The sequence below is a fragment of the Embleya scabrispora genome (assembly GCF_002024165.1).
Lineage (GTDB): Bacteria > Actinomycetota > Actinomycetes > Streptomycetales > Streptomycetaceae > Embleya > Embleya scabrispora_A.
Genome location: NZ_MWQN01000002.1, coordinates 679,909 through 706,449, shown reverse-complemented (window position 1 = coordinate 706,449; position 26,541 = coordinate 679,909). Strand labels below are relative to the sequence as shown.

The following is a 26,541-nucleotide window of genomic DNA, read 5'->3' as shown; positions in this document are numbered from 1 at the left end:
TGATCCACCTCACGTCTCGTCGCTTGACCTTCACACCAATGTGAGGGTTCGAGCATACGCAGCATGAGCAACGACATCACCGCACAATCACCTTCCCACACCACGATCGCCCACCGAAAGCTGCCCATGGGCGCCCTGTTGGCGCTGGCCACCGCGGTGTTCACGACCAGCCTGACCGAGACGCTGCCGGCCGGGGTGCTGCCCGCGATGAGTTCCGACCTCGGGGTCGGCGAATCCGCGATGGGTCAATCCGTGACGATCTACGCGATCGGTACCGCGCTGACCGCGATCCCGCTGTCGGCCGCCACCGCCGGTTGGCGCCGCAAACGGCTGTTGCTGACCGCGATGGGCGGCTTCGCGGCGGCCAACACGGTCACCGCGGTCTCGGCGAACTACCCGCTCACCATGGTCGCCCGCTTCGTGGCCGGAGTGGCCGCGGGCGTGGCCTGGGCACTGCTCGCCGGATACGCCCGCCGCCTGGCGCCCGCGCACCTCCAGGGCCGGGCGATCGCCATCGTGATGGCCGGCATCCCGGTCGCGCTGTCCCTCGGGGTGCCGGCCGGCACCTTCCTCGGCGACGCGTTCGGCTGGCGCACCACGTTCTGGATCATGACCGCGCTGGCCGTACTGCTGATCGGCTGGATCGTCGCGCTCGTCCCGGACCACCCGGGCCAACGCCCGGACGAACGTAAGCCCCTGCTGCGCACGGTGGCCATTCCCGGGGTGGGCCCCGTCCTGTTCGTCACGCTGGTGTTCGTACTGGCGCACACCATCCTCTACACCTACATCGCCTCCTACCTCGACCACGTCGACATGGACGGCTCCACCGACCTGGTCCTGCTCGTGTTCGGCGGCGCGTCGCTCATCGCCATCTGGATCGTGGGCGCGCAGATCCACGGCCGGCTGCGTGCGCTCACCATCGCCGCCACGCTGTTGTTCGCCGCCGGAGCCGGTGTGCTCGCGGTGCTCTCCGACAGCCACGCCGTGGTCTATCTCGCGGCGATCCTGTGGGGCCTGGGCTGGGGCGGCGCACCCACGCTTCTCCAGACCGCCGTGGGCGAGGCGGGCGGCGCGGACGCGGACGCGGCGCAGGCCGTGCTCGTCACGCTGTGGAACGTGGCGATGGCCGGCGGCGGCGTGGTCGGCGCGATCCTGCTCGACGGGCTCGGCGCCACGTCCTTCCCGTGGAGCGTGCTGGTGCTGCTCGTCCCGGTCCTGGCCGTGGTGATCGGCGCCCGCGCACACGGCTTCCCCGCCCGGCGCGGCGCCTCCGGTGGGTGATCCGGAACACCCGACGACACCGCCGCGTCACCCCGAAGCTCCGACCCGGCCCCCGCCTTCGCGACGGGGGTCGGTCACTAGGGTGCGGACATGAGCGTGCAGGGATATCTCTCCGAACTGTTCTCGCTGGACGGCCGGGTCGCCGTGGTGACCGGAGGCAGCTCCGGCATCGGCCGGGCCATCGCCGGGGCACTCGCCCGGGCGGGCGCGAGCGTCGTGGTCCTCGCCCGGCGCGAGGCCGAACTGGTCGCCACGGTCGACGAGTTGACCGGCCAAGGAGCCAAGGCGGCCTGGGTGGGCGCCGACCTGGGCAGCCGTGCCGGGGTACGGACCGCGGCGGATGCGGCGGCCGAGATCTTCGGTGAGCCCGACATCGTGGTCAACAGCGCCGGGATCAACCTGCGCCCGCCGATGGGCGACATCGACGACGACGTGTGGGACGCCACGATGGCGGTGAACCTGGCGGCGCCCTATCTGCTCGGGCAGCGGTTCGGCCCCGGCATGGCCGAGCGCGGCTACGGCAGGCTCATCCACGTCTCCTCGCAGCAGGCACACCGCGCGTTCGTGCAGAGCGGCGTCTACGGCGTGTCCAAGGGCGGGTTGGAGTCGCTGGCCCGCTCCCAGGCCGAGGCGTGGTCCCCGCACGGCGTCACCGCCAACACGCTGGTGCCGGGGTTCGTGATGACCCCGCTCAACGCCCGGCTGTCGTCCGACCCGGAGCGGGTCGCCGCGCTGGCCGCCCGCACCATGGTCGGACGCAACGGCGTGGCCGAGGACTTCGCCGCCGCCGCGGTGTTCCTGGCGAGTGCCGGTTCGGCGTACGTCACCGGCCAGTCGATCTTCGTCGACGGCGGACTCTCGGTGCACTGAGCCCTTCGGGCTCGGCGGGGCGAAAGCCCGGGACCGGTGCGGGAGCGGCCGGTCCCGGCGCGAGCGAGGACCGGCGCGAGCCGGCGCCCGCGCGAGCCGGGGCCGAGGCGAGGCGGCCCGCGTCCGAATGGGCGATTGCGGCAGGGGCGTCGGGAAATGCGGTGGACGGCCGGTCGGCCGTCGCGGATGATCCGCTGGTGAACCATCCCGATGATGCCTCCCGGCCCCCGTCCACCACCCCGAGCGGCAGGTTCGCTGGATCCCGCTGGTCGGCCGACCGCTGACCGCCCTGCTGGCCGGCGACCTGGCCGAGGCCCGCGAACAGACCGGCCTCGACCTGCCCGAATTCTTCGTGTCCGAAAAGGCGCGCCGGTTGTGGCGATACCGCTTCGACCAGGTGACCGCCGACCCGGCGAGCGCCCCGTGGCTGGTCCGGGCGGCGGTCTCCGAACCGGACGGCGCAGTGGTCGGCTACGCCGGCTATCACGGGCCGCCGGACGCGAACGGCATGGTGGAGATCGGCTATACCGTGGTGCCGGAGGCGCGCCGTCGAGGCTACGCGCGCGCGATGCTCGCGTCGCTGCTGGTACGCGCGGCCCAAGAGCCCGACGTGCGGATCGTCCGGGTGACCATCTCCCCCGACAACGCCGCGTCGCTCGCGACCATCCGCGGCTTCGGCTTCGTCGAGACGGGCGAACAGATGGACGAGGTGGACGGCCTCGAAATCATCTACGAGGTGCCGGCCGATCGGATCCCGACGGCCTGACCGGCCCCGTCCCGGGCCGCGCGGCCGACCTCCCCGTACTCCGGACGCGCCGGCCCGGGTAGGCCCGGCCCGGTCGCCGCTCCGGCCGCCGCCCGCCGCGAGTCGGCCGGAGCGACACGAGGGCGAACACGACCGACGTGGAGCCGAAGATGGGGCGAGTTCAAGCGGCGACCGGGCAGGGACATCGACGTTTCCGGCAGTGTCGCCCTCACCCGCTCGCTGTGGCGGGCCGGGCTCGTCGACGACCTGCATCCGCTGGTCCAGCCCGTCGTCCTGGGCTCGGGACAACGGCTGTTCGCCACGAAATGGGTGGCCGTTCGGGGTGTTGCGGGGTCAGGATGCCGGCATGACTCATACGTTGTTGGCGTTTCTCGGCGCCTGTGCGTTGATCGCGGTCAGTCCGGGGCCGAGTTCGGTATTGATCATTCGGCATTCGTTGCGCAGTCGGCGGGCCGGGTTCGCGGCCGTGCTCGGGAACGAGAGCGGGGTGTTCGTCTGGGGGCTCGCGGCGGCCTTCGGACTGACCGGGCTGTTGGCGGCGTCGCAGTTGGCCTACGACATCATGCGCGTCGTCGGAGCCGTGGTACTGGTCGGGTTCGGGGTGCAGGCCATCCGGGCCGCGCGGCGGGACGGGCTGACCGGGTTCACCGCCGCGGCCGAGGGGGCGGCGGGCGAGGAGGAGCCGGGCGGCGGGTGGCGGGCCTATCGGGCGGCCTTGACGCTGAACCTGGCCAACCCGAAGGCGGCGGTGTTCGCGATGTCGTTCCTGCCCCAGTTCGTCCCGAGCGGTTCGCCGCAACTGCCCACGATGATCGCGCTGGCCGCGATCTGGGCCACCTTCGAGATCGGCTTCTACGGCCTGTACGTGTGGTTCGTCGGCCGCATGCGCACCGTGCTCGGCCGGGCCGAGGTGCGGCGCCGACTGGAGCAGACGTCCGGCGGGGTGATGGTCGCCCTGGGCATCCGGATGGCCGTGGAGTCGTAGGCGGGACGGGCCCGGAGGAATCGCCGTCCGCCGTGGCCGGGGGCTACAGCCCGAAGGCGTCGCGGCGGTCCTCCGGGACCAGGTCGGTGTACTCCGGGTGCTTGGCGATCCAGTCGCGGATGAACGAGCAGTACGGCAGCACCCCCAGGCCCCGTTCGTGCACCGCGTCCAGCGCCGCGTGGGTCAGCCGCCCGCCGAGGCCCCGGCCGCCGAAGCGCGGTTCGATCTCGGTATGCGTGAAGGCGACCTCGTCGCCGCTGACGAAGTAGTCGGCGAAGCCCGCGAGTTCGCCGGCCCGCAGCGGTGGCGCGACCGGGGCCGAGGCGCCCTCCGCGGCGTTGTCGGCCGCGATGAATATCTCGTAGCGGGACTTCGCCGGGTTGTCGACGACGCGCGTTTCCATACCGCTGCCTCCTGGCTCACGATCCGACGATCGAGTCGGCGGCCCGGGAATCCGGACCCACGCGCACGCCCCTCGGCCGCGCCGATCGCCGCTCGCGAGCCCCAACCGTATCGACCCGGCGAGCGGGCCCGCGGGCCGCTCCTCGGGATCCGCGCGTCACTCCTCCTCGTGTCGGCGGCGTAGAGGGGTGCGGTCAGGCGGGGTCGACCAGTTCGGTCCGGTCCATGCCGCCCGATCTGACCTCGAACGCGGTGAAGCCGTGCGGCCCGGCCAGCACCTGGTGGACGCAGCCGGACGGGATGAACACGACGTCGCCCACCCGCATGTGCACTCCGCCGCTCAGCCCGGCACCGGAGAAGACGTCGCAACTGCCGGCGGTGAGCAGCACGACGGTCTCCTCCTCCGCGTGGTGGTGCACGGCCGTACGCTCGCCCGGTCCGAGCGTGGCGAAGAACCCGCACAGGCGTGCGGAGCCCACCGTCGCGGTGGACACCCGTTCGCTGATCCGGACGCCCTGCGCACCGACGAGGTCGGCACCGGCGGGCACGAGCACGGCTTTGGTCGTCGGTTCACGGTCACCCATGGGTTCAGGGTCGACGCCGGTCGAGGCCCGGAAACACACGGCACACCGAACCACACCGAATGGGCGAGCGCCGACCGGCTTTCGCCCCCGGCTACCGGGCGATCCGCTTCTCCACCTCCGTGGTGACCCGTTCCACCCCTCTGGCCAGATCCCGTACCAGCCCGTTGACCCGCAGTGCCAGCGCCGACGCCAGCGTCCCGGCCGCGCCGACGATGTCGCCGGAGACCGCCGCCGGCACCGCTGCCGCCGCCGCGCCCCGTACCCCCGCCGGCGCGGCCGGGAACGGCAGCGGCAGCGGTCCCGCCTCCGAACGCAGGTCGGAGAGTACGCCGCTCGCCAGCGCCAGCAGCGCCTCCGCGCCGGACACGTGTGCCTCGCAGTGGCCGTAGCCCTTGAGCGCCGCGTGCAGGAAGGCGGTCGCGTACACGTTGGTGATCGCGTGCTGCTCGGCGAAGGTGATCCCCGGCTTGCCGTCCCGGGGCAGCCCGGGCAGGTGGATGTCCACGTCGCACGGGTCGAGGAACTGCACGTGGTTGCCGCCGGAGATCTCGACGTACGCCTTGTAGCCGCGCGGGACCAGGTCGAGGTAGTGCACCCCCGATCCGGGGGAGATCCGGTCGTTCTGCCCGGACACGATCAGCGTGGGGGTGGCCACCGTGCGGATCTCGACGTCGATCCCCGCGTACAACTCGGCCTGCTTCACGTTGCGGCCGGGGGCGAAGCCCAGTACCGCGCGGATGCGCCGGTCGCGCGCCGCCGCGAGCAGCGCGCCGGCCCCGCCCAGGGACACCCCGACCGCCGCGAACGCGTCCCTCCTGATCAGGCCGCGCAGCGGGTTGAACCGGTCGTCGTCGATGTCGAGCAGCTTGTCGATGGCGTCGCCGATGGTGTCCGCGTGCATGTGCGGGTCGAGCGCGAGGATGTTCTCCGGGAAGTAGCGGAAGACGATGTAGCCGTGCCGCACCACGTAGTCGGTGAACCAGTCGTACATGTTCGAACCGGTCCAGGTCGCGGGCGCCATGATCACCGACGGGTACGAACCCTCGGACGTGTCGGCCGGGGCCATCCAGCCGTCGTATTCGGCCGGGTAGCTGATCTTGGCGAGGGTGAACCCCGGCCCGCCGGTCCAGAACGGGAACTCGATCGTGCCGATGTGGAAGGGCCCCGGCAGGTCCGGCCGAACCGGATCCCCGGGAGCGAATGAGGATGCCATAGCGGGAGTCAACCGTCCCGAACTCGCTGCGACACGACGAAGGTTGGTCACAGTACGGTGACCCTGCCCACATCCGGCGGCAGCGGCCCCGGGCTCAGTGATGCACCATCAGCAGCACCGCCCGGTTGTGCTCGTCCAGCCCCCGGTACACGTGCGGCCGGGCCGCGTCGAAGCGGATCGAGTCGCCCGCCGCCAACTCCCTGGGATCGGCGGCCGGTCCGGTCTCCACCCGACCCTCGGTGACCAGCAGGCACTCCTCCACGCCGGGCCGATGCGGGTCGGACACCTGTTCGGCGGTGTCCACGTCGAGTTCGTACAGTTCGACCCAGCCGCGCACGTGCACCCGGTGCAGCAGGCGGGCCCGGACCGCGTCGCCGCGCACCCTCGGGCCCCGGTCGGCCCGGACCACCGTGACGACCGACGCGCCGCCGTCGAGCAGGCCGCCCAACGGCACGTCCAGCGCGGCGGCGAGCGCCCACAGGGTGCTGAGCGTCGGATTGGCCTCGCCCTGTTCGATGCCGTGCAGCGTGGTCTTGCTCAGCCCGGCGCTCGCGGCGAGGTCGGCGAGCGAGTGGCCGGCCGCCTCGCGGAGGACGCGGATGTTGTTGCCGATGTCGCGGGCGATGGTCACGCGGTTCCCCTGCGGTGGTCGTGTGGTTTCCCTTGCGGTGATCGGGTCGTTCATTATGCTGGACCGACGTACCAGTTTACCGGCACGTTCGAGGGAGATCGGGATCATGGTCACTCGGGTAACCCGCCTCCGGCACATCCCGGGCATCGGCGTGGACAAGGTCGGCGACGCCGCCGACGCCGCGCACGACCCGCAGTTGTTGCGCCTGGAGAACCTGGACACCGACATCCGCCCGCCGGCCGTGGCACTGGCCGCCACCAGGTGCGCGATCGACGACGACGACGCCAACAGCTACCTGCCGTTCCACGGCTCGGCCCGGCTTCGTGCGGCCGTCGCCGCGCACGTGGGCCGGATCGCGGGGCGCGCGTACGACCCGGACACCGAGGTGGTCAACGCGGCCGGCGGCCTCAACGGCGTGCTCGACGTGCTGCTCGCCACCGTCGAACCCGGACGCGAGGTGGTGATCGCCGACCCGATCTACGCCGGCCTGGTCAACCGGATCCGCCTCGCCGGGGGCGTCCCGCGCCACGTGCCGTGCAGGCCGAGCGCGGCCGGCTGGCACACCGACCCGGACGAACTCGCGGCCGCCGTCGGCCCGAACACCGCCGCCGTGCTGGTGATGGCGCCGGCGATGCCCACCGGCGCGCTGCTCGACGGCAGCCACTGGGACGCGCTGGCCCGGGCGGTCGCCGCGCACGACTGCTGGGTGATCCACGACGCGGCGATGGAGCGCATCCGCTTCGACGGCAAGGGCCCCGACCACCCCGCCGCGCACCCGGGCCTGGCCCACCGCACCGTCACCTGCGGCTCGGCCGCCAAGGAACTGCGGATGATCGGCTGGCGGGTCGGCTGGGTGGTCGGCCCCGCCGAATTGATGGCCGACGTCAAACTCGTCGGCCTGAGCAATGTGGTCTGCCCGGTCGGCATCGCGCAGGAGGCGGTCGCCGCCGCGCTGTCCGCACCGGACGCCGACGCCGACGTCGCCGCCGCGACCGCGATCTGGCAGGGCCGCTGCGAGCGGATCCTCGACCGGCTCGCCGACTACCCGTGCATCCGCCCGCACGGCGGCTGGTCGCTGCTGATCGACACGGTCGCGATGGGCCTGCCGCCCGAGGTCGCCGCCGAACGGCTGTTCCGACTCGGCCGGGTCGCGGCCACACCGATGAACGGGTGGGGCCCGGCGGGCGACACGTATCTGCGCCTGGTCTTCGCCAACGAGCCCGTCGAGCGGCTGGACGACCTGCGCACACGGTTCGTGGCGGCGTTCGGCTGAGCGCGCGCGGCACGCACGGCCGCTGTGCTCCTCAGCGGCCCGAGTCCCCCGACACCAGGCGCAGGATCGGCCCCCCGGCCTCGGTGCGGCGCAGGTCCTCGGCGCCGAGGCCCAGGTCGGGGTCGGCGTCGTTGAGGATGCGGCACATCGCCTCCCTGGACTGGTTGCCCTCGGCCAGCAGCCGCCGTATCAGCGGCTCGTCCTCCGGCCGGTCGGCCCGCTCCGGGTCGGCGCTGCCCTCGTACAGCCGCTGCACCAGGTCGAGCAGCGCGTGGTCCTCCGGCCGGAGCGCGCCGGGGCGTCGGTTTCGGCCCGCCGGGTGGTTGCGCCGCAGCGCCGCGCCGGCGGCCACCGCCCGGACCGAACTCACGTCCCGCATCGCGGCGACGGCCCGCGCGGCCCACGCGCGCGGGCTCTGCCGGCGTCGGTAGTCGAGCCGGTGTTCGGGCGGCGCGATGCCCCGCCGACCGGCCCGTACGGCGGCCACGTGGGCGCGCATCCGGTCGACCGTGGGCCCGTCGACCCACTCCAGGCCCCAGGCCGCGAAGCCGTCCACGACGAGTCGGACCTCGACACCCGCGACACGTGCCAACTCCCCGTCGAGGCCGTACTCCCGGATCCCGCGATCGCTCACTGGTGTTCCTCTCCGATCGCGTGATCTTCGTCCGGCCGCCGCACCGGATCATGCCCGTCCCCGGATACTCGAACACACTTTGAATCCGCAGGCCAAATCGGCGCCTCGGAGCGCGGGCGCCGCCCGGTTTCGGATCAGCGAAGCGGCAGTTCGTGGTGCATCCGGAGCAGGAAGTCGTGCAGGAGCACACGTTCCTCGGCGTTCAGCGGGGTCAGGATCTCCTCCTGTACGGCGCGCGCCGCCGCCTCCTGCTCGGCCAGCGCGGCACGCCCGGCCGGGGTGAGCGTGACCCGCACCCGGCGGCGGTCGGCCGCATCACGGGTGCGCTCCACCCAGCCGGCGGCGGTCAGTTCGTCGAGCACCTTGACCACATCGCTGGCATGGATGCCGAGGCGTGCGGCGAGGTCGCGCTGGGCGTGCGCGCCGAAGTCGGCCAGGGCGGCGAGCACCGCCGTGTGCCACAACCGCAGTCCCCGCAGCGCCAGTTGCTCGCCGAGCCGATTCCGGGCCGCCTTGCCGACACGGGACAGCAGGTAGGTGCTGAGCGCGGTCAGCGTCGGGGGCGTGGTCTCGTCCATGACGTTATTGTAGGGTCACACCAATCATTGGTGCACACCTATGAACAGGAGTTTCGATGGACGCCCTCCACCCACGCCTGCTCGTCGACCGATTCACCGAGTGTTTCCGCTTCTACGACGCGGTGCTGCCCGCGCTGATCGGCGCCACCCGGGCCAGGGGCGACGAGAACGGCCCGTACGCGAGCTGGGACGTGGGCACCGAGGGTGCGCTCGCCCTGTTCGACCGGGCGATGCTCGCCTCAGTGGTCGACACCGAGGACCTGCCGGCCGCCGCGCCGGGCGCGACCCGGGACCGCACCATGCTGGTCAGCCGAGTCGCGGACCTGGACGCGGGCTACGCCCTGTGCCTGGCGCACGGCGCCCGGCCCGTCACACCGCCCACCCACCGCCCGGCCTGGGGCCCCACCCTGCACAGCGCCCACGTCCGCGACCCGGACGGCAACCTCCTCGAACTCCAGGTCTATTAGGCTGAGTTCGGCGCCGCGTCGGCACGGGCATCGAGGGTGAGCCGGGCGGTCAGCGCGGTCGCCGCCGCGTTCCGGGACAACGTCGCGCCCCGGTCGTAGGCCGCCCGGTGGCCGTCCTCGCCCAGGACCGCGACGAGTCGGTCGACCAGGGCGCGCAGATCCGGGCTGCCCGCGTCGAAGATCCCGCGCAGCGCCGTGCCCAGGCCCAGCACCTCGGCCGCGTCGACCGGGTGGCCCGTCGCCTCCAACAGCGCGGCGAGCAGTTCCGCCGCCGGCGCGGCGTCGGCGAAATCGCGTCGCCGGATCGCGCCGGCCGAGCCGGTCGCCAGCAACTCCCGGACCCGCCCGGACACATCGTCGCCCCCGCCGTTCGCGGCCCGGGCCAGGAGGGTGGCCACGCGGCCCTTGGCGACCAGGTCACCGACCAGCTCGGCGGGCAGCGACAGGCTCTCGGCAAGGACGTCCAGCCGGTCGAGCGCCGCCTCGGCCGCCGCGAAATCGCCCCTCCGGCGGTGCAGTTCGGCGCGGCCGGAGAGCACGGTCAACTCCAGGTGCCGGTGGCCGCGCTCCCGCGCCCGCGCCTCGGCGCCATGCAATTCGCGCTCCGCGCCCGCCAGGTCGCCGGCACGCATACGCTCCGCCGCGAGCATGCCCCGGTACATGGCCAGGTCGTCTTCGGAGCCGAGTTCGGCCATGAGCGCCACCGCCTCCTCGAAGGCGGCGACGGCCGCCGCGTGTTCGCCGCGGATCGAGTGGTGCGAGCCGACGGCCATCGACACCGACGCCAGGCCCCACCGCTCGCCCAGCGCCCGGAATCCGCGCAGCGCCTCGGCTCGTGCCAACGCGCCGGAGGTCCAGTCGCCGCGGTCGCTGCACACGAAGTCCAGTGCCCAGTGCGCGCATGCCCGCGCCCACGGGTCGGGCCCGTTCGACATCCGGGCCAGTTCGCGTTCGCCGATCTCGGCGTTCCCGGACAGGAAGGCGGCCAGCGGCAGGCCGACGGCGAGTGCCGGATAGCGCGCGACCACGTCCGTCCGGGCACACTCGGCGAGCGCGGCGCGCAACTCCTCGCTGTCCGCGAGCCGGGGCACGGTGATCGCGGCCAGCACGTGCATCGCGCCGAACGCGGCCCGCGCGGCCTCGGGCAGCGCGTCGCCGAAGCCCAGCACCTCCGGCACGATCGTCTCGAACGGCGCGCCGATCCCGCGAATGCCCCAGTACCAGAACAGCGCGGCGGCGAATCGGGCGGCGGGCTCGGCCGCGCCGGCGTCCAGCATGGCGCGCAGCGCGGCCATCAGGTTGGCGTACTCGGCGTCCAGGGTCGCCAGCGCCGCCAACTGCGCGGCGGTGCGCAGGAGCGGGTCGTGCCGCTCCGCCAGGTCCAGGCACCAGCGCTCGAACCGGCCCGCGAACTCGGCGCGTTCGCCGGCGCGGTCCAACTGCTCCGCCGCGTAGGCGCGTACCGTCTCCAACATCCGGTAGCGCGGTTCGCCGTCGCCGACCGCGTCCACGATCGACTTCTCCACCAGCGAGCCGAGCACGTAGAACACGTCGTCCGCGGCCAACCCCCCGTCCGAGCACACCGCTTCGAGCGCGTCCACGGTCGCGCCGCCGGGGAAGACCGACAATCGGCGGGCGAGCATCCGCTCCGGTTCGGCGAGCAGGTCCCAGCTCCACTCCACCACCGCGTGCAGCGTGCGCATCCGCGGCGCCTCGGCCCGACTGCCCGCGTTCAGCAGCCGGAACCGGTCGTCGAGCCGTCGGGCGATCTGCTCCACGCTCATCGCCCGCAGCCGGGCGGCGGCCAACTCCAGGGCCAGCGGCATCCCGTCGAGGCGCCGGCAGATCTCCACCACCGGGCCGATCGTGGCCGCGTCCAGCCGAAAGCCCGGCCGCACGGCGGCGGCCCGGTCCAGGAACAGCCGCACCGACGCGGCCTGCGCGACCGTGTCCGGGTCCGGCGCGGCGCCGTGCTCGGGGATCGGCACCGGGACCGGCAGCGGCCCGACCCGGCACAGCGCCTCGCCGGTGATGCCCAGCGGCTCGCGGCTGGTGGCGAGCACGGTCAGTCGCGGCAACCGGTCGAGCAGGCCGTAGGCCAGCTCCGCCGCCGCGTCGAGCAGGTGCTCGCAGTTGTCCAGGACCAGTACGGCCTCGCCCACATCGAGCAGTTCGGCAACCCGCTCCAGCGGTGACCCGGTCCGGCGCGGGCGGGCGTCGGAGGAGCGCAGGTCCCAGGAGCCGAGCGCGGTCGTCACCGCGTCGAGCACGCCGTCGGCGCCGCCCACGCCGGCGAGCGGTACGAACCAGACCCGGCCGCGCCCGTGGGCCGGATGCCGGGTCGCCGCCTCCACGGACAACCTGGTCTTGCCCGCGCCGCCGGCGCCGACCAGGGTGACCAGGCGGGAGCCGGCCATCAGCTCGGCGAGCAGCCCGAGTTCCGCGTCGCGGCCGAAGAAGCCGGTCAACCGGGTCGGCAGGTGATCCGCGACCGGCTCGGGACGCGCGGCGGCGGGGCGCGCCAACTCGCCGCGCAGCACCGCGAGATGGGTCTCGCGCAGTTCGGGCGAGGGATCCACGCCCAGTTCCCCGGCCAGCCGGCCGCGCACCTCCTCGAAAACGGTCAACGCCTCGGCCTGGCGGCCCGCCGCGTACAGCGCGCGCATCCGCATCGCCGCACTGCGCTCACGCAACGGGTGTGCGGCACAGGCCGCTTCCAGGTCGGCCAGTACCTCGGCGTGCCGGCCCAGCCGCAGGTGCGCCTCGAACCGGTCCTCGGCGGCGTCCACGCGCAGCCCGTCCAGGCGGGCGGCGACCGGGCGGGCGAACGGCGCGTCGGCCAGGTCGCCCAGCGCCGGCCCCTCCCACAGGGCCAGCGCCTCGGCCAGCACGGAGGCCGCCTCGGCCGGGCGGTCCGCCGCCAGCTCCCGTCGGCCGCGCGCGGCCAGTTCCTCGAAGCGGCGCACGTCCACGTCCGCGGGGCGCAGCGCGAGCCGGTAGCCGCCGCCGACCAGGTCCACCGACACCCCGGCCGCCCGCAATACCTTGCGCAGCCGCGACACCAGCGTCTGGACCGCGTTGCCGGCGTCCGCCAGGGGTTCGGTGCCCCACAGCCCGTCCACGATCGTGTCGACCGACACCACGTGTCCGGCGTCCAGCGCGAGCCGGGCCAGCAACATGCGCAGCCGCACGCCCCCGATCTCGATCGGCGTCCCGTCGTCCCCCTGGGCCCGGACCGTCCCGAGCAGTGCCACGCGCATCCGCCCAGGATCCCAGAGCCACGAACCCACCCGCCGACCGGAGGTCGCGGACGGCGCCGGTCGGCGCGGCGCGGTCGCGCGGTGGGCACACGGACACGCGCCCGGTCGGGGAGCCTGCCCCGGCCGGGCGCGTGTGGGTCATGCCGTCATCGAGCGGGCACCGCTACGGGCACACGCTCGTGCACGCCGTGCCGAACGCCGAGGCCGGCGCCAGCGGGATGGTGACCGACGACGGGTTGGCGGGGCCGGACTTGAGCTGCCAGATGCCGGCCAGCAAGCCCGGCGTCTGGGTCAGCGTGGCGGACAGGTGCGGGGTGTCCGCGGTGGTGATGTTCACCCGGATCCGGTGGCCGGGGGCAATCGAGGCGAAGGTCGGGAAGACCTCCACGTCGTAGCGCACGACCTGGTTCGTCGGCACGGACGAGGTGGTCGCCTGGGTCGACGGGTGGTACGGCATCAGCATGCTGCCGTCCGGGGCGTACCAGCTCTTGGCCGGGTCGATCGCGCGGTGCGAGCCGGCCAGGGCGCCCGAGCTGAGCGGCACCGAGGAGCCGTCGGGGGCGACGTCGGTGACGGTCACCACCCAGTGTGTCTCGGGGGTGTTGGACTGGGCGTACAGGGTGGCGCCGATCGGGCCCGCCAGCACCTTGGTCTCGGTCATCGGAGCCGTGGTGTAGACGAGCGAGCCGGTCCCGGTTTCCCGTGCCGTGTTGCTGTCGGTGCAGGCCGGGTCCTTGATGAAGCCGCCGAGCCACTGCGCCGTCGAGCGGGTGCACGGGCTGTTGTTGGCGGTCCAGCTGATCCACTCGCTGCCGTTGGCGGTGGGCGCGGTCGTGCTCAGCCCGCCGTCGTTGGCCGAGGCCGGGGCGCTGCCGGTGCGGCCCTTGTCCAGGTACAGGCGGGTGGGGTCGGCGCCGGTGAACGGGTAGGCGCGGGTGTCAAGCCAGCGGTTGGTGCCCAGTTCCTTGACGTGCAGCGGGTTGGGGTTCGCGGCGCCGGTGATGCCGGTGTCGATGCCCTTGAGCCACTTGTCGTACCAGCGCAGGTGCAGCGCGGGCAGGTCGAGCGTCGGGTCCTGGCGCGGGTCGTGGTACCAGGGGCCCATCAGGAGCTGGTAGCGGTCGGTGACCGGCTGGTCGGCGGTCATCGGCGCGCCGACCGGGCGGCCGGCCCACGCGTTCTGCAGTCCGGCGTAGTTCATCAACGCGCCGCGCTGGAACAGGTCGTACCAGCCGCCGACCAGGAACGCGGGCACGCCGTTGGCGACCACGCTCGCCAGCATGTCGGCGGGGCGCCGCTGCTGCCAGAAGGTGCCGTCGTAGGCCTGCGCGCCGCCGCCGAGCAGGCCGGTGAGGATGGGCAGGTTGGATTGGGCGACGCCGCCGAGGTGTTGGATCTCCAGGGTGAGGGTGTCCAGGATGTTCTGGGTCGAGCCCTCGCGCAGTGCCTCGGCCAGCGGCGCGGTCATGTGCGAGATGCCGGTGTAGGTGAGCCAGAAGGACATGAACTGGGAGTCGGGGATGCCGCCCATGGTGACCAGTTCGCGGTACAGGTCGTTGCCGGCCACGAGCGGGAAGATCGCCTTGATCGGCGAGTTCGGGCCGACGGCGGCGGCGGTCATGATCTGGTTGATGCCGGCGTACGAGCCGCCGTAGAGGCCGACCTTGCCGTCGGCGTGCGGCAGCGCGGCGGCCCAGTTCGCCAGTGCGGCGCCGTCCTGGCCCTCGATCGGCGCCCAGGGCGACCAGGAGCCGGCCGAGGTGCCGGTGCCGCGCACGTCGGCGCTGACGGTGATGTAGCCGCGCTGGGTGAACCAGGACAGTTCGGCCTCGACGCCGCCCCGGCCGTAGGGGGTCTGGATCAGCAGCACCGGGAACGATCCGGCGGCGGGGGTGGTGGTGCCCGCGGCGGCGGGCGTGCGGACGTCGGCCCGCAGCACGGTTCCGTCGGCCATGGTGACGGGGACGTTGAGCTGTGTGGCGACGCCGTACTGCGCGACGCTGCCCTGCACGAGCGGCGTCGCGGCGGCGGGCGTCGAGCCGGCCGGGACCGCGCCGAACAGCGCGGCGACGAGGGCGAGGACCGAGCCGAGCGACACGGCGAGGCGGCGTCTGGCCGCGGTGTGCCGAGTGGCCCGCTGTCTGCGGATGTGGACGGACACCCTGACCTCCAAAGGTCACGCGAGGGTGAAAAAGAACAAAAACGGATGAATCGGACGACGATGGCGCGTGTTTCGTCGGGGACGGTGGATCGGAGGGGATGCGGATGGAGATGGGGATGGAGATGGGGATGGAACGCGGGTGAAACGGGGTGGATCCGACCGGGGCGCGGCTTCGGTCGTCCGGCGGATGACCGAAGCCGCGCCCCGGGGTCAGGGGGCGAGCGTGCCGTCGAGGGCGCGGCGCACCGACGCCGCGCGCAGATCGCCCACGAGGGCGTGGGTGACGGTGCCGGGGATGACCCAGCCGCCGTGCAGGTGGGCCAGGACGCGGAAGGCCGCGGCGGGCACACCCGCCTGGTGCAGCCGGGTCAGGTAGCGCTCGCCCTGGTCGCGCAGCGGGTCGTGCTCGGCGATGGTGATCACCGCGGGGGGCAGACCGCTCAGGTCCGGCTCGAACAGCGGGGACACGCGCGGGTCGCGCGGGTCGACGCCCTCGGGCAGGTACAGGTCGAAGAACTCGTTGCAGGCCTCGGGGGTCAGGCCGCCGAGGTCCGCGATCGCCTCGGGGCCGGCCGAGGGTTCCATCCGGGTCAGGTCCACGCCGGGTACGTCCAGCAACTGCGCGACCGGCATCGGCAGTTGCCGATCGCGGGCGACCAGGCACAGCAGCGCGGCGAGGTTGCCGCCCGCGCTGCACCCGCCGACCGCGATCCGGCTCGGGTCCAGGCCCAGCTCGGCGTGGTGGGCGTGCAGCCACGCATAGCCCGCGACGCAGTCCTCCAGCGGTGTCGGATAGGGGTGTTCGGGCGCGAGCCGGTAGTCCACCAGCGCCACCGCGCAGGCCACCTGCGCGGTGATCGGCCCCAACTCCACCTCGGCGGTGTCCAGGTCGCCCTGGAACCAGCCGCCGCCGTGGATGAAGTAGAACGCCGGTGCGGCGGCGGGCAGTCCGGCCGGACGCAGGATGCGCACGGTGATTTCGCCGCCCGCGACCGGTATCCGGTGGTCGGTCGCGGTGACGTCGTCGGGGCGACCGGTGAAGGCGAGCCGCATCGTGGCGTTGGCGAGTCGGCGCCGCTCGGCCAACGTGCCAGGCGGCGGGTCGGCGGAACGGTGGTCGGCGAGCAGGTCGATGATGCGTTGGATCGGCGGGTCCAGGGGCATGGGTCAGTTCTCCGGCGCGGGATCGGCCGCGAGGTGCGGCGAGACGGAAACGGGGGCGGAAACGGAAACGGGGGCGGGCTGCGGCGCGCCGGGGGCGCCGGCTCCGAGGGCGCCGGAGCGGTCGATTGCGCGGGTGTCGGTGCCCAGGTAGCCGGCGATCACCGCCGGGTCGGAGCGCACCTCCTCCGGCGTGCCCTCGCTGATCACCCGGCCCGCGCCCAGGCAGTACAGCCGGTCGCTGATCGACATCATGAACGGCATGTCGTGCTCGATCACGATCATCGCGGCGTCCAGTTCCCGGCGCAGCCGCAGCAGCAGGGGACCCAGCGCCTCGGTCTCGCGCTGGGCGACGCCGGCGGTCGGCTCGTCCAGGCACAACACCCGCGCGTCGAGCGCGATCAGGTTGGCCAACTCGACGATGCGCCGGGTTCCGGTGGACAGTCGGGCCACCGGGGTGTCGGCGTAGCGGCCCAGACCGACCAGGTCGATCAGGTCGGCGGCCTCGGCCCGCCGCCGGCGTTCGGCGCGCGTGGCGGCGGGCAGGAACAGCGCGGTACCCGCGAGCCCGGATCGACCGCGCGCCTCCAGCGCGACCAACACCGTTTCGCGCACCGTGAGTTCGGGGAACAGCCGGGCCGCCTGGAAGGTGCGGCCCAGGCCGAGCGCGGCCCGCCGGGCCGGAGCCAGGCGCGAGACGTCGCGGCCGAGCAGTTCGACCGAGCCGGTGGCCGGCGCGAAGCCGCCGATCGCGTTGAGCAGGGTGGACTTGCCCGCGCCGTTGGTCCCGATCAGGCCCAGGATCTCGCCGGGGCGCAGCTCGATGGAGACCTTGTCGACGGCGGTGTTGCCGCCGTAGCGCACGGACACCTCGCGGGTGACCAGCACGGGCGCGTCGGTTCCGTCGACCGCGGCGGAGGCCTCGGCGGCGGCCCGCTCCCGAACACGCATGGGGCGTTCCGGTTTCGGCGCACGCGTCGACGCCGGCGCCGACGCCGCGCTCGGCTCGGGCAGCCGCCGCTCCGCCCAGTCGAGCAGCGCGGCGCGGGCCGCGTTGGCGATCTGGGCGAGACCGCCGGGGAAGTACAGGAGCAGGACGAGCAGCCCGATGCTGGAGGCGAACAGCGGCACCAGCGCATTGCCGGGGAAGAAGGCCGGCAAGCCGACCACCCACACCGAGCCGATCACCGGACCGATCGTGGAGCCGAGTCCGCCGATCACCACGATCGCCACCAGGGTCAACGAGTCCGATACCTGGAAGAACCGTTCGGTCAGCGGCACACTCTGCACGCTGCCCGCGAGCAGCGCCCCGCCGAGGCCGGCGATCGCGCCGGACAGGGCGAATGCGGTGACCTTGGTGCGCAGTGGGGGCACGGTGCAGGCCGCGGCGGCTTCCGGGTTGTCCCGGACCGCGATGGTGCGCCGCCCGATGCCGTGTGCGCGCAGTCGGGCCAGCAGTGCCAGGACCACGATCAGTACGACCAACAGCACGTAGTAGTAGGTGCGTTCGTCGGCCAGGTCCAGACCGAACAGGTCGCCCCTGGGCATCGGCACGGAGGAGGCGTTGCCGTCGGTGAGGAACGGCCGCCGGTACAGGTAGGCCGCGGCGGCGACGCCGAGCGCGAAGGTGCTGACCGCGAGCAGCATGCCGTCCACCCGCAGCGCCCCGGCGCCGACGATCGCGGCCAGCGCGGCGGTGACCAGCGCGGCCAGCAGCACGGAGGGCGCGAACGGCAGGGCCTGGAAGGCGATGGTGCGGTCGCCGCCGATGTCGATCGACAAACCACGCGTCAGCGCGGCGGCGGTGAGCGCGCCCAGTCCGGCGAACGCCATCTGGCCGAGCGAGAGTTGCCCGGCCCAGCCGGTGAGCACGGTGAGCGAGCAGGCGCAGATCGCGAACGCGAGGATCGTGCCGTAGAGCAGGTGCCGGGAGGCCTGGGTGACCACCAGCGGCAGCAGTACGGCGATCAGCAGCGGCACGATCAGCGCGAGCTTGCTCATGTGCCGGATCCACCACACCCCGCGCAGTCGCTCGGGGATCGGGGCCGGTCGCGGTCCGGTGGCGAATGCCCGGCTTCCGGCTCGCTGGTCGGTGCGCGCGTCGCGCCGAGCGCGCACCCACACCGCGGTGACCACGGCGCACAGCAGCAGGAAGTCGACCAGGCCGGTCTGTTCGACGAAGTTGAACCGAACGGCCGCCTGGAGCACGCCGATCAGCACGCCCGCGAGCATCGACCAGCGGAACGAGGTGAGTCCGGCGATCACCGCGGCGGCCATCGCCCGCACCATGGTGTTGGGACCCAGGTCGGCGGTGGCCGAGACCCGGCCCGACTGGCCGGCGATCAGGATCATCGCGAGCGTGGACAGCAGGCCGGCGATGGTCCACACCACGGTGGACACGATCTTGGGGCTGATCCCGACGGTGCGGGCCAGGTCGGGGTTCTCCGCGCAGGCGGTGACCGCCCGGCCCCGGGTGGTGCGGCCGAGGAACCAGGTCAGCGCGCCGGCCACGACGGGCACCACGACCAGGACGCACACCTGGGCGCCGGTGACCCGCACGCCGGCGATCTGCCACTGGGCGTCGATGGCCACCGGGTAGCTTGCCCGGACCGCGCCGTCCACATCGGGCAGCGAGCGCACCGCGGCCACGCACGCCTGGGCCACGCCGATGGTGGCGATCAGCACGGTGACCCGGGCGGAGTGGAACAGGCGTCGGATCACCGCGAGTTCGACGACGGTGCCGGCGAGCGTGCCGACCAGGAGCGCGCCGAGCAGCGCGGCCCACAACGGCACGCCGTAGTTGATCACGGCCAGCGGCAGCAGCGCGGCGCCGATCACGCCGAGGTTGCCGACCGCGAAGTTGATCACCCGGCTGGACCGGTACACGAGTACCACGCCGAGCGCGATCAGGCCGATCGCCAGGCCGTTGACCAGACCGTCGAAGGCGATCTGGCGGGTCATCAGGTCAGCCATGGTCGACGCTCTCTCCGGGTGCGCTGCGCTCGTCCGAGGTGTCCGCTCCCGCGTCGCCGCCCAGGAACACCGCCCGGACGAAGTCGCGTTCGGCCAGGTCGGCCGCCGCGCCCTCGAACCGGATGCGGCCCTTCTCCAGGAACAGCGCCCGGTCGGCGATCGACATCGCCACGTTCAGGGACTGCTCGACCACGATCATCGCCAGTCCCTCGGCCCGGAGCCGTTCGATCACCTCGAGGAGTTCGCCCACCATCGCCGGGGCGAGCCCGAGCGAGAGTTCGTCGATCAGCAACACCTCGGGGTCGTGCAGCAGCGCCATCGCCAACGCGAGCATCTGCTGCTGGCCGCCCGACAGTGCCGAGGCGGGCTCGTCGGCCCGCTCGACCAGCCGCGGGAACAGCGCGAGCGAGCGCTCGATGCGCTCGCGCACCAGGTCGGGGTCGGCGCGGTGGATGTACGCGCCCATCTCCAGGTTCTCCCGCACGCTCATCCCCGGGAACACCCCCGCGCCGCCCGCCAGCGACACGATGCCCATCCGCACCCGCTGTTCGGGGGCGACGAAGGTGACGGTGCGTCCGTTCAGCCGGATCACCCCGCGTTCGGGGGTGGCCAGGCCCGCGATCAGCCGCAGGATGGTCGACTTGCCCGCGCCGTTGGTGCCCAGCAGCGCCAGCACCTCGCCGCGACGCACCTCGAAGCCGACGTCGTACAGGACCTGCACCTGGCCGTAGGAGAAGTCCACGTGGTTGACCTGGAGCACCGGCAGCCGGTCCGGCTCGGCCTGTCGGCGCGCGTGTTCGGCCTGTTCCTCGTGCAGTTCGGCGACGATCAGCGCGAGGTCGCCGTGCACGTGCTCGGCGCCGCGCATGATCAGCAGGCCGCCGATGATGGTGGCCGGGACCAGGGTGATCAGCACCGCGGTGCGCGGTCCGAAGCCGTCGATCAGCGGCGCGGAGACCAGACCGCCGCCGGTGGCGCCGATGAAGAACACGTAGATCGACGCCATCGCGGTGCCCAGACCGCGCAGCCGATACGGCACGATCGTCTGCATCAGCGGGCCCATCAGCGCGAACGCGCAGGACAGCAGCACCACTTGCGGCACCCCGAAGACGGCGAACAGCACCGGGTTCGGAGCGAAGAACTGGAGCGGCGCGAACAGCGCCGAGGGCACGATCAACAGCCCGATCAACCGCAGCGCGCGGGCCGGGTCCTCCTGGAACCGCCGGTCGTAGTAGCGGCCGACGAACGGCAGCACGAGCAACCCGGCGACGCCGCCCGCGGTGCCGACCATGCCGCGCTCGAACGCGTCCAGGCCGTACTCCTGTTCCAGGAACAGATTGCCGAGCACGGGCGTGGTGAACAGGCCGAAGCCCATGGCGGCGAAGGCGAGGATGACCGTCTTGAGGGTGCGGATCCGGCCGAGTCGAGCGAACGCCGCCTCGATCGAGATCGGCGGCGGGTTCTCGTCCTCGATCACCTCGCCGAGCACCTCGGTCTTCTCCCACTGCCCGCGAGGGGGTTCGGGCAGGAAGAAGGCGAACGCGGCGAAGACCACCACCGGCAGGCCGAGCAGGTAGTAGGCCCACCGCCAGCCGTCGGGCCCGCCGACGGCCGCCGCGATCCCGCCGACCACCAGGGGGCTGAGCACCGCGCAGAGCCGGCCGCTCACCCCGATCGAGGCGCCGAGCCGGCCGCGGATCCCGATCGGGTAGGTGTCCGCGAGCAACGACCCCTGCACGGGACCGCTGTTGGACTTGGCCACCCCCGCGCCGAAGCGGGTCCAGAAGAACATGAACGCGTTCATCGCGAAGCCCGACAGGAACACCATCATCGCGAAGAACGCCGTCGACGCGCCGATCACCGGGCCGCGCCGGAAGCGGTCCGCGATCCAGCCCATCGGCACCGCGCCGAGCACGGTGAACGCCCCCGCCGCGACGCCGAGGAAGACGATCGTGCCGTTGCCGACGCCCAGGCTGTCCCGGATGTCGGGGGCGAGCACCGCCAGCGCGGCGCCTTCGAGTTCGTCGAGCGCGGTCAGGATCAGCAGCACGGTGAACACCGAGGTGCCGCCGCGCCGCAGCCCCTGCCGCAGGGTCGGGCCCTCGGCGGGGGGTTTGCCGGCCGGGTCGGCACCGGCGGCGCCGACACCGGGGAGGGCGGTGTCGGCGCCGCCGGCGGACCGCCGGGACCGGCCCGACGCCCGTCGCGCGGCCGTCGGAGGGGATTCGTCCAGGACCGCACCGGCGAGGTCGGCCAGATCGCCGTGCTCGCCTCCGGTGCCGTCCCGCTGGGGTGCGGCGGTGCCGCCGTCCATGTGCTCGGCCTTTCTGGGGATTTCGCGCGCCGTCACGGGCTCACTTGACGGCGGAGATCGGCGGTCCGGCCGGGAGCATCTGGCTCTGCGCCGCGTCCCAGCGGAACACGCCGACCGCGTCGCCCGCGCTGTGCTTGCCGGCACCGAGCGAGGCGAGCGGCATGCCCGGCAGGGTGAGCTTGGTCAACGATTCGGCGCCGCGCTGCCAGGACGCGGCGTTCAGGTCGCGGCCGGCGGCGTCGGACGCCTGGACGAACAGCCGGAACGCGGCACACGAGTTGGCCACCGCGCTCAGCGCCTCGCGGCTCGCCGCGCCCGCGTCGAACTTCTCGCCGCTGCCGCCCGCGTTGTACTCCTCGACACACGCGGTCAGTCCGGGATCGGCCAGCAGTTCGGCCTTGGTCGGGATGTACGGCGCGGCCACCGTCACCCGCTCCATGGTGGCGGGCTTGATCCCGGTGGTCTTGACCACGGCCGGGCTCAACGCCTGGGCCGAGGTGGCGTACACCTGCTCGGGCAGCCAGTTCGCGCGTTGCAGCGCGATCATCAGGTTGGAGAAGTTGGACGTGTTGAGGATGGTGTCGGCGCCCGCCGAGCGCATCTTCTGCACCAGCGTGTCCAACGCCTGGTCGCCGGCGGCCTGGTCCTTGCCGTAGTCGTCGAGCGGGGTCTGCACGACCACGTCGACGCCGGCCGCGTCGAGCAAAGGCTTCACGGTGTTCTTGGTGACGGCCGCGTCCTGGGCCTCCCAGTAGAGCGCGACCTTCTTGCCCTGCAACGACTTCTGGTCGAGCAACGCCTTGACGGCGGCGGCGCGTTGCCGGTCGTCGGCCATCTCCAGGGCGACGAACGGGGCCTTCGAGCGGCGGTCGCGCTCGGCGGACTGGCCCCATTGGCCCAGGTAGGGGGTGCCGTGTGTCTCGGTGAAGCACAGCGGGGTGTCCCCGGTGAGGATGCCGATGGCCAGGAACACCTTCTTGTCCTCGCTCAGTTCCACGCACGCGGCCTGCGCCTCGGCCGGGCCGGTGGGCAGGAACGGGCGGAAGGCGAGTTCGATCGTGCGGCCCTGGACGCCGCCGCGCTTGTTCTGCGCGGCGACCCAGGCGGTGTACAGGTCCTTGCTCGCCGGGCCCTCGGTGGGCACGCCGAAGGCCTTGAGCTGGGCGGGGTCGGTGGCGGCGACGCCGAGCTTGACGGTGGTGTCGGTGACGCCTCGGGCCGGGCCGCTCGGGGCGGCGGCCGGGCCCGAGGGCTTCTCGGCGTCCGACTTCTTCTCGACCGAGCAGCCGGCCGCGGCGGTCAGGCCGAAGGCGGCGAGCAGCACGCCTACAGCGATACGTCGCGCGGGAGCGGGTCCGTCTCCTCGGAGCAACACAACGGCTCACCTGTCCTTCAAAGGAAGCAATGGATCAGTGGTGGTTCGATCCCGGGTTCGGATCGCGGGTTCGGGCCGGGGTTCGGATCCCGGGTTCGGATCGCGGGTTCGCGGGTGGGGGCGGAGGTGGGGCGATGCCGGGGAGCACCGACGTCCGACGGCGGATCGGGAGTCGAGACGGTGGGCGCGGGGTCCGGGCCGTCGGGAATCCGGGGGATTTGTGTGTCACATCACGACGGCGGGACGCTAACATCGAATACATGCCAGATGGAAGGCTTTCGTGGACGGCATCATCCCGACTCCTCGCCGGCGGTACCCGCGGCGAGGCCCGAGCGCATCACCTCGACCCACCCCGTTCGCCCTGGTCGGCGGCGGATTTGCGATACCGCGACCTGCCCTCGGCCGACCCCGGATCGGGTGCGGCACCGCTGCTGTTGCTGCACGGATTCGCGGGCAGCGCGGCCGACTGGGACGGCGTGGCGCCGCTGCTCGCCCATGATCGCCGGGTGCTCGCGTACGACCACCGCGGGCACGGCGACAGCGCCAAATTCGGCGAGCGGTCGGCCTACACCTTCGACCACCTCTCGGCCGACCTGGAGTCCTTCACCGAGCGCATGCTGCCCGAGCCGTTCGACCTGCTCGGCCACTCGATGGGCGGTGTGCTCGCGCTGCGGTACACGCTGGCCCACCCGGATCGGGTGCGCTCCCTGGTGCTGATGGACACCGCCGCCGAACCCACCTCGTCCGCGGTCCAGCGGGTGCTGAGCCGGGGTCTGAACGCCGTGGTCGGCCGATGGGGCCTCGGACCGCTGCTCACCCTGCTCAAACCGTTCACCCGCGCGCCCGCCGACGCCTCGCCCGAGGACCTGGCCCGCCGCGAGCGGCAGTCGCGAGCGCTGGCCGGGATGGACCGCGCCGCGTTCGTCGGCTGCGCGCGGGCGCTCGGCGCGTACCCGTCGCTGGTCGGCCGGCTGGCCGAGGTCTCCTGCCCGGTCACCGTCGTGGTCGGCGAACACGACCGGCGACTGCGCGGCGCGGCGGAGCAGTTCGCGGCGGGCATCCCCGGCGCGCGCCTGCGAGTGATCGCCGGCGCCAAACACAGCCCGCAGACCGAGCAGCCGGAGCGCTGGCTGGCGGCGGTGCGCGAGCATCTGGCCCGTTAGGGCCCCTCCGGCGGCCCCGGAGGGCTCCGCGCCGCCGGACCGGCCCCAGGTACCCGCCCCGGGCGTACGAGGGCCCAGGGCGTACGGGTGCGCCGCTCGCCTCCCCGACCCGGCCGCACCCACTTCCCCGACACGAAGGAACGATCGCGTGATCGCCGACAACGACTTTCCGCCCGGACGCTGGCGGGCCCGATGGATCTGGGCCGCGTCGCCGGACGGCCCGCCCTCCGGGCGGCACACCGTCGCGCTGCGGGCCGTCCTGGAGTTGGACCGGGTCCCCGAGCGGGTGCCCACGCGCCTGGTCGCCCTTTCCGGCTACGCGCTGGCCGTCAACGGCGTCGAGGTGGCCCGCGGACCGGTGCGCGCGAACCCGCGCATGCGGCCGTACGACGACCTCGACCTGGCCCCGGCCCTGCGCCCGGGCACCAACGTCGTCACGGCCCTCGCCTGGGTACACGACGGCCCCACGGCGTGGTGGCTGCCGCCGTCTCCGTTCGCCAACGATCTCGTGCACGGCGCCTTCGTGCTGGAGGCCCGGCTCGGCCCGGACACCTGGTTCCACACCGACGAGCGCTGGCAGGGCCGGGTCCTGGCCGGCTGGACCGCGACCCCCGGCGGCGGCAGCGTCTCCGGGCGCGGGCGCGAACTGCTCGACGCCCGTGCGCTGCCCGCCGACTGGCAGCGTCCCGACCGCGACCCCGGCTGGCCGGCGGCGGTGGTGCGGCGGGCGATGACCACCGGCGAGCCCGGCCGGCCCGAGCCGCCCAGCTACCCCGGCGGCCCGTTCGGCGGCCGGCCGATCGCCTGGCCGCGACCGCGCCTGATCGCGCTGACCCCGGGCGAGGACGGCGCGTACACCGCCGACCGGGTGCTCTCCGGCACCCTCGTGGTCGACGCGACCGGCCCGGCGGGCGCCGAAGTCCTGGTCCACACCGCCGAATTCACCGACCCGACCGGGCGGCCCGCACCCGGCGAACACGACGCGAGCCTGGCCACGACCACCGACGGCACCCGCCGCGCCCTCGAATCCGTCGACTCCTACGGGCTGCGCGGCGCGCTCGTCCAGGCCCCCGACGGTGTCGTCGTCCACGGCGTGGCCGTCCGCGAACGCACCTATCCGGTCACCGGCGACGCGTGGTTCACCTGCTCGGACCCGCGCCTGGAGCGGATCTGGCGGATCGGCCGGCGCACGGTGACGCTGTGCTCGGCCGACGCCTACCTCGACTGCCCCACCCGCGAACAGCGCGCCTGGACCGGCGACGCGGTGGTGCACCAGATGGTCGACCTGACCACCAACGCCGACTGGCGGCTGGCCCGTTGGCATCCCCGGCTGGCCGCGTCGCCGCGCCCGGACGGCATGTTGCCGATGGCGGTGGCGGGCGACGCCGAGTGGGCCGACTTCACCGTCATCCCGGACTGGGCGCTGCACTGGGTGCACTCGGTGTGGAACCTGTACCGCTATGTCGGCGACCGCGAGGAGATCGCCGAACTGCTGCCCGTGGTCGAGCGGGTGCTGCGCTGGTTCGTCCCGTTCCTGGACGAATCCGGCCTGCCCACCGACGTGTTCGGCTGGGTGATCATCGACTGGTCGGCCGTGCACACCGAGGGCGTCTCGGCCGCGCTGTGCGGGTTGTGGGGTCGCGCGCTGCTCGAATTCGCCGAACTGGCGTCCTGGCTCGGCGATCGTTCCCGAGCCGAGTGGGCGCGCGCCGCGCATGCCCGGTTGGCGGCCGGGTTCGAGCGGTTGTGGGATCCCGAACGCGAGCGCTACGCCGACTCGATCGCCAACGGCGAGCGGCGCCCGATGGCGTCCCAGCACGGGCAGGCCGCGGCGCTGGTCGGCGGCCTGGTCCCGGCGGCGCGGATCGATCGTCTGGTGCACGTGCTCACCGACGAAAGCGCCCTCGTACACGCCGCGTTCAGCGCCCCGAAGGGCCCCGCCGAGCCCGGCTCGGACACCGAGGTCGGCGGCGCGCACCTGCGGGCCGGGCCGCCGGAACCGTGGTGGGACACCGACCGCCGGGTGGTCCGGGCCCAGCCGTTCTTCCGCTACGTCGTGCACGACGCGCTGGCCCTGGCCGGCCGGGCCGACCTGATCGCGGACCTGTGCCTGGACTGGCTCGTCCTGCTCGACCGCAGCGAAACCTCGTGGAGCGAGACCTGGTACGGCGGCACGGTCAGCCACGGCTGGTCCTCGACGCCGACCCGCGACCTGATGACCCGGGTGCTCGGGGTCGAGCCGGCCGAGCCCGGGTTCGCGGTGGCCCGGATCGAACCCGCGCTCGGTTCGCTGACCCGGGCCGAGGGCGCGGTACCGACCCCGGCCGGCCCGATCGGCGTGGTCGTGACGCCGACGGAGTTGACCGTGGACAGCCCGCTGCCCTTCGTGCACGCGGGCCGGCCCCATCCGGCGGGCCGACACACGATCGCGCGTTCGGGCGGCTGACCGC

Annotated in this window: 20 protein-coding genes and 1 pseudogene; 9 read left to right on the top strand and 12 right to left on the bottom strand. The window is 73.3% G+C overall.

The window, feature by feature from the left end:
* Positions 1-63: 63 nt before the first annotated feature.
* The 5 genes and pseudogenes from B4N89_RS33600 (at position 64) to B4N89_RS33580 (ending at position 3,902) form a co-directional block, all read left to right on the top strand.
* Positions 64-1,281 carry an MFS transporter gene (locus tag B4N89_RS33600; RefSeq protein WP_078980237.1) on the top strand — a complete coding sequence of 406 codons (1,218 nt, stop codon included), beginning with the start codon at positions 64-66 and terminating at the stop codon, positions 1,279-1,281.
* 90 nt (positions 1,282-1,371) lie between these two features.
* Positions 1,372-2,151 (top strand): SDR family NAD(P)-dependent oxidoreductase, encoded by a 780-nt coding sequence (locus B4N89_RS33595; protein ID WP_078980236.1) that lies wholly within the window; start codon positions 1,372-1,374, stop codon positions 2,149-2,151.
* A gap of 352 nt (positions 2,152-2,503) precedes the next feature.
* Positions 2,504-2,917: a GNAT family N-acetyltransferase gene (locus B4N89_RS33590; RefSeq protein WP_321170734.1), complete on the top strand. Its 414-nt coding sequence runs from the start codon at positions 2,504-2,506 to the stop codon at positions 2,915-2,917.
* 171 nt (positions 2,918-3,088) lie between these two features.
* A pseudogene (locus tag B4N89_RS52750) lies at positions 3,089-3,205 on the top strand (dihydrofolate reductase family protein); the annotation flags it as partial.
* Between the two features lie 58 nt (positions 3,206-3,263).
* On the top strand, positions 3,264-3,902 hold the full coding sequence (locus B4N89_RS33580) for a LysE family translocator (RefSeq protein WP_078980234.1): 639 nt from the start codon (positions 3,264-3,266) through the stop codon (positions 3,900-3,902).
* A gap of 43 nt (positions 3,903-3,945) precedes the next feature.
* On the opposite strand, the gene B4N89_RS33575 is transcribed toward B4N89_RS33580, so the two are convergent.
* From B4N89_RS33575 to B4N89_RS33560, 4 genes are all read right to left on the bottom strand, one after another.
* Entirely contained in the window at positions 3,946-4,305 is a 360-nt protein-coding gene (locus tag B4N89_RS33575; RefSeq protein ID WP_078980233.1) for a GNAT family N-acetyltransferase, read from the bottom strand.
* 193 nt (positions 4,306-4,498) lie between these two features.
* Entirely contained in the window at positions 4,499-4,888 is a 390-nt protein-coding gene (locus B4N89_RS33570; protein ID WP_078980232.1) for a hypothetical protein, read from the bottom strand.
* A gap of 91 nt (positions 4,889-4,979) precedes the next feature.
* Complete coding sequence (locus B4N89_RS33565) at positions 4,980-6,101, bottom strand: hypothetical protein (protein WP_078980231.1); 1,122 nt, start codon at positions 6,099-6,101, stop codon at positions 4,980-4,982.
* A gap of 94 nt (positions 6,102-6,195) precedes the next feature.
* Positions 6,196-6,732 carry a helix-turn-helix domain-containing protein gene (locus B4N89_RS33560; protein WP_235619066.1) on the bottom strand — a complete coding sequence of 179 codons (537 nt, stop codon included), beginning with the start codon at positions 6,730-6,732 and terminating at the stop codon, positions 6,196-6,198.
* Between the two features lie 106 nt (positions 6,733-6,838).
* On the opposite strand from B4N89_RS33560, the gene B4N89_RS33555 reads away from it, so the two are divergent.
* Positions 6,839-8,005, top strand: a complete 1,167-nt coding sequence (locus B4N89_RS33555; protein WP_078980229.1) for a pyridoxal phosphate-dependent aminotransferase — start codon at positions 6,839-6,841, stop codon at positions 8,003-8,005.
* A gap of 31 nt (positions 8,006-8,036) precedes the next feature.
* Here B4N89_RS33555 and B4N89_RS33550 read toward each other — a convergent pair whose 3' ends face one another.
* Together B4N89_RS33550 and B4N89_RS33545 are read right to left on the bottom strand one after the other, a co-directional pair.
* On the bottom strand, positions 8,037-8,639 hold the full coding sequence (locus tag B4N89_RS33550) for a hypothetical protein (protein ID WP_078980228.1): 603 nt from the start codon (positions 8,637-8,639) through the stop codon (positions 8,037-8,039).
* A 134-nt stretch (positions 8,640-8,773) separates the two neighbouring features.
* Positions 8,774-9,217, bottom strand: a complete 444-nt coding sequence (locus B4N89_RS33545) for a MarR family winged helix-turn-helix transcriptional regulator (RefSeq protein ID WP_078980227.1) — start codon at positions 9,215-9,217, stop codon at positions 8,774-8,776.
* A gap of 56 nt (positions 9,218-9,273) precedes the next feature.
* On the opposite strand from B4N89_RS33545, the gene B4N89_RS33540 reads away from it, so the two are divergent.
* Positions 9,274-9,684, top strand: coding sequence for a VOC family protein (locus B4N89_RS33540; RefSeq protein ID WP_078980226.1), 411 nt, complete (start codon positions 9,274-9,276; stop codon positions 9,682-9,684).
* Here B4N89_RS33540 and B4N89_RS33535 read toward each other — a convergent pair.
* The 6 genes from B4N89_RS33535 to B4N89_RS33510 form a co-directional block, all read right to left on the bottom strand.
* Entirely contained in the window at positions 9,681-12,944 is a 3,264-nt protein-coding gene (locus tag B4N89_RS33535; protein WP_078980225.1) for a BTAD domain-containing putative transcriptional regulator, read from the bottom strand. The genes B4N89_RS33540 and B4N89_RS33535 overlap by 4 nt on opposite strands.
* A 163-nt stretch (positions 12,945-13,107) precedes the next feature.
* Positions 13,108-15,105, bottom strand: coding sequence for a CocE/NonD family hydrolase (locus B4N89_RS33530; RefSeq protein WP_143658174.1), 1,998 nt, complete (start codon positions 15,103-15,105; stop codon positions 13,108-13,110).
* 210 nt (positions 15,106-15,315) lie between these two features.
* Positions 15,316-16,269 (bottom strand): alpha/beta hydrolase, encoded by a 954-nt coding sequence (locus B4N89_RS33525; protein ID WP_078980223.1) that lies wholly within the window; start codon positions 16,267-16,269, stop codon positions 15,316-15,318.
* Positions 16,270-16,272: 3 nt separating this feature from the next.
* Positions 16,273-19,239 carry a branched-chain amino acid ABC transporter permease/ATP-binding protein gene (locus tag B4N89_RS33520; protein WP_078980222.1) on the bottom strand — a complete coding sequence of 989 codons (2,967 nt, stop codon included), beginning with the start codon at positions 19,237-19,239 and terminating at the stop codon, positions 16,273-16,275.
* Positions 19,232-21,589, bottom strand: coding sequence for an ATP-binding protein (locus B4N89_RS33515; RefSeq protein WP_235619065.1), 2,358 nt, complete (start codon positions 21,587-21,589; stop codon positions 19,232-19,234). Before B4N89_RS33515 ends, B4N89_RS33520 begins: the two co-directional genes overlap by 8 nt.
* A gap of 4 nt (positions 21,590-21,593) precedes the next feature.
* Entirely contained in the window at positions 21,594-22,877 is a 1,284-nt protein-coding gene (locus tag B4N89_RS33510) for an ABC transporter substrate-binding protein (protein ID WP_078980220.1), read from the bottom strand.
* Between the two features lie 311 nt (positions 22,878-23,188).
* Between B4N89_RS33510 and B4N89_RS33505 the strand changes: the two genes are divergently transcribed.
* On the top strand, positions 23,189-24,091 hold the full coding sequence (locus B4N89_RS33505; protein ID WP_161500910.1) for an alpha/beta fold hydrolase: 903 nt from the start codon (positions 23,189-23,191) through the stop codon (positions 24,089-24,091).
* Between the two features lie 148 nt (positions 24,092-24,239).
* Positions 24,240-26,537 carry a family 78 glycoside hydrolase catalytic domain gene (locus tag B4N89_RS33500; protein ID WP_078980218.1) on the top strand — a complete coding sequence of 766 codons (2,298 nt, stop codon included), beginning with the start codon at positions 24,240-24,242 and terminating at the stop codon, positions 26,535-26,537.
* The last annotated feature ends 4 nt before the right edge of the window (positions 26,538-26,541 follow it).